Source organism: Bradyrhizobium sp. PRIMUS42, from assembly GCF_023006515.1.
GTDB lineage: Bacteria > Pseudomonadota > Alphaproteobacteria > Rhizobiales > Xanthobacteraceae > Bradyrhizobium.
Genome location: NZ_JALBGZ010000600.1, coordinates 1 through 3862, shown reverse-complemented (window position 1 = coordinate 3862; position 3862 = coordinate 1). Strand labels below are relative to the sequence as shown.

Sequence of the window (3862 nt, the reverse complement as noted above, 5' to 3'; positions counted from 1 at the left end):
GCCCGCGAGCTTGTCCAGCGCGTTGTGGCGGCCGACATCCTCGCGCAACGCGACGATGCTTCCGGCGGGGGACCAGAATGCGGCGGCGTGCACGGCGCGGGTCTGCAGATTGATCGATTGCAGCGGCGCGATGGCCTGCATCGCCGCCATGATCTCTCCCGGCGTGAAGCTCTGCCCCTGCGACACCACCGCCGCAGGCCGCACGGCTTCAGCGATGGACTCGATGCCGCAGATGCCGCAGCCGGTGGGTCCCGCGACATGGCGGCGGCGCTCGCTGATGAGCGCCGCGTCTTCCGGCGCCAGCCACATCCTGAGCTCGATGCCGTCATCGAGACGAACAATCTCGAGCGACTTGATGTCGTCGACTGACTTGATGATGCCTTCGCTCAGGCTGAAGCCGACCGCAAAGTCTTCCAGATTTTGCGGCGTCCCCATCATGACGGCATAGGTGCCGCCATTATAGGTCAGCGCCAGCGGTGTCTCCTCCGGAATGAATCGCGTTCCTTCGGACGCCGCACCGTTGCGCCAGATTCCGCGATCGATCGCCTGGACCGCTACGTGCATGCCGTTACTCCGCGGCTTCGGCCGGCGCGATGCGACGCGATTGGCGCGCCTGCGCGTCATAGGCCTTCTGCCAGTCGGAGGGGCCGTTCGAGGGCGACACCTGCACCGCCGTGACCTTGTATTCGGGGCAATTGGTCGCCCAGTCCGAATATTCCGTCGTGATGACGTTGGCCTGCGTGTCCGGATGATGGAAGGTGGTGTAGACGACTCCGGGCGCGACGCGATCAGTGATCTCCGCACGCAACGTGGTCTCGCCGGCACGGCTCTTCAGGCGCACCCAGTCGCCCTCGCGCACGCCGCGCTGTTCGGCATCGTGGGGATGGATCTCCAGCCGGTCCTCGGCATGCCACACCACATTCTCGGTACGCCGCGTCTGCGCGCCGACATTGTACTGGCTGAGGATGCGGCCGGTGGTGAGCAGCAGGGGATAGCGCGGGCCGGTGCGCTCGTCGGTTGCGACATACTCGGTCACGACGAACTTGCCCTTGCCGCGGACGAAGCCGTCGATATGCATCACCGGCGTGCCCTCGGGCGCCTTGTCGTTGCAGGGCCACTGCACCGAGCCGAGCTCGTCGAGCTTGGCGTAGGAGACGCCGGCAAAGGTCGGCGTCAGCGCAGCGATTTCGTCCATGATCTCGGACGGGTGGCTATAGTTCATCTCGAAGCCCATCGCCTTGGCGAGGCCGATGGTGACCTCCCAGTCGGCCATGCCGTTCTTCGGTGTCATCACCTTGCGCACGCGCTGGATGCGCCGCTCGGCATTGGTGAAGGTGCCGTCCTTCTCGAGGAAGCTCGAGCCGGGCAGGAAGACATGGGCGTAGTTCGCGGTCTCGTTCAGGAAGAGGTCGTGGACGATGACGCATTCCATCGCCGACAGCGCCGCCACCACGTGGCTGGTGTTGGGATCGGACTGGAGGATGTCCTCGCCCTGCACGTAGATCCCCATGAACGTGCCTTCGACCGCGGCATCGAACATGTTGGGGATGCGCAGGCCCGGCTCAGGATTGAGCTTGACGTTCCACAGCGCCTCGAACTGGTCGCGCACGGCATCGCCGGAGATGTGGCGGTAGCCGGGCAGCTCATGCGGGAACGAGCCCATGTCGCAGGAGCCCTGCACGTTGTTCTGCCCGCGCAGCGGGTTCACGCCGACGCCGGGGCGGCCGATATTGCCTGTGACCATCGCAAGGTTTGCGATCGCGATCACGGTGGTCGAGCCCTGGCTGTGCTCGGTGACGCCGAGGCCGTAATAGATTGCGCCGTTGCCGCCGGTCGCGTAAGTGCGGGCTGCTTCGCGCAGGTCCTTCGGATTGACGCCGGTGAGGATCGCGGTGGCTTCCGGGCTGTTGTTCGGCTGTGCGACGAACGCCGCCCATTCCTCGAACTCGCTCCAGTCGCAGCGCTCGCGCACGAAGGCTTCGTTGGCGAGGCCTTCGGTCACGATCACATGCGCCAGCGCGGTCATGACGGCGACGTTGGTGCCCGGCATCAAGGGCAGGTGGAGCGCCTTCACGTGCGGCGATTCCACCATCTCGGTGCGACGCGGATCGATCACGATCAGCTTGGCGCCCTGGCGCAGCCGCTTCTTCAGACGGGAGGCGAACACGGGATGGGCCGAAGCGGGGTTGGCACCGATGATGACGACGACGTCGGTGTCTTCGACCGAGTCGAAATCCTGCGTGCCGGCCGAGGTGCCGAACGTGGTCGAGAGGCCATAGCCGGTCGGGGAGTGGCAGACGCGGGCGCAGGTGTCGACATTATTGTTGCCGAAGCCGGCACGGATCAGCTTCTGCACCAGATAGGTTTCTTCGTTGGTGCAGCGGGACGATGTGATGCCACCGATAGCGTCGCGGCCGTACTTCTTTTGGATGCCACGCATCTTCGTCGCGGCGAACGAGAACGCTTCATCCCATGAGACTTCACGCCAGGGATCATCGATCCGCTCACGGATCATCGGGTTGAGGATGCGTTCCTTGTGGTTGGTGTAGCCCCAGGCGAAGCGGCCCTTGACGCAGGAATGGCCGCGATTAGCCTTGCCGTCCTTGTACGGCACCATGCGCACGACTTCCTCGCCGCGCATCTCGGCCTTGAAGGTGCAGCCGACGCCGCAATAGGCGCAGGTGGTGACGACGGAGTGCTCGGGCTGGCCGATCTCGATCACGGATTTTTCGGTCAGTGTCGCGGTCGGGCAGGCCTGCACGCAGGCGCCGCAGGAGACGCATTCGGAGCCGAGGAAGCTCTCGCTCATGCCCGGCGAGACCCGGCTGTCGAAGCCGCGGCCGGAGATGGTCAGCGCGAAGGTGCCTTGCACCTCCTCGCAGGCGCGGACGCAGCGCGAGCAGACGATGCACTTGGACGGATCGTACGTGAAGTACGGATTGGACTCGTCCTTCGGCATCCAGTGGCCGTTGCTGCAACCGTCCGACTTGGCGAAGACGTGGTTCTCGCCCTCATAGCCGTAGCGCACATCGCGCAGGCCGACTGCACCGGCCATGTCCTGCAATTCGCAGTCGCCGTTGGCGCCGCAGGTGAGGCAGTCGAGCGGATGGTCGGAGATGTAGAGCTCCATCACACCCTTGCGCAGCTTCTTGAGTCGCTCGGTCTGGGTGTGCACGACGAGGCCCGACATCACCGGCGTGGTGCAGGACGCCGGCGTACCGGCGCGGCCCTCGATCTCGACGAGGCAGAGCCGGCAGGAGCCGAACGCGTCGACCATGTCGGTGGCGCAGAGCTTTGGGATCTGATGGCCGGCGTCCATCGCGGCTCGCATGATCGAGGTGCCCTCGGGCACCGTCACCTCATTGCCGTCGATGGTCAGCGTCACCATCGTTTCCGATTTCGAACGCGGCGTGCCGAAGTCGATTTCTTCGATCAGAGACATTGTCGTTCTCCTATTCCGCGGCCTGAAGCGTGGTCGGCGCCGGGATGAAGTCCTCCCGGAAGTGCTTCAATGCGCTGAGCACGGGGTAGGGCGTGAAGCCGCCGAGGGCGCAGAGCGAGCCGAATTTCATGGTGTTGCAGAGGTCCTCGACCAGCGCGAGATTTTCGTGCACGCGCTCGCCGTTGATGATCTTCTCGATGGTCTCGACGCCGCGGGTCGAGCCGATCCGGCACGGCGTGCACTTGCCGCAGGATTCGACCGCGCAGAACTCCATCGCGAAGCGCGCCTGCCTGCGCATGTCGACGCTGTCGTCGAACACCACGATGCCGCCATGGCCGATCAGGCCGTCGCGCGCGGCGAAGGCCTCGTAGTCGAACGGCGTGTCGAACAGTGCGCGCGGGAAATAGGCGCCGAGGGGCC

3 protein-coding genes are annotated in these 3862 nt (G+C 65.2%); all 3 read right to left on the bottom strand.

All coding sequences use genetic code 11. The features are described from left to right. A partial coding sequence (locus MOV75_RS30155) for a formate dehydrogenase accessory sulfurtransferase FdhD (RefSeq protein WP_247007145.1) occupies positions 1 to 564 on the bottom strand: 564 nt, incomplete at its 3' end. Positions 565 to 568: 4 nt separating this feature from the next. Next, positions 569 to 3442, bottom strand: a complete 2874-nt coding sequence (gene fdhF / locus MOV75_RS30150; RefSeq protein ID WP_246929686.1) for a formate dehydrogenase subunit alpha — start codon at positions 3440 to 3442, stop codon at positions 569 to 571. A 10-nt stretch (positions 3443 to 3452) separates the two neighbouring features. After that, positions 3453 to 3862, bottom strand: a 410-nt coding sequence (locus MOV75_RS30145) for an NADH-ubiquinone oxidoreductase-F iron-sulfur binding region domain-containing protein (protein ID WP_309486975.1), incomplete at its 5' end; no start/stop codon positions are given.

Coding starts and splice junctions, on each gene's coding strand:
- fdhF (WP_246929686.1), bottom strand. CDS start 3,442: ATGTCTCTGATCGAAGAAATCGACTTCGGCACGCCGCGTTCGAAATCG.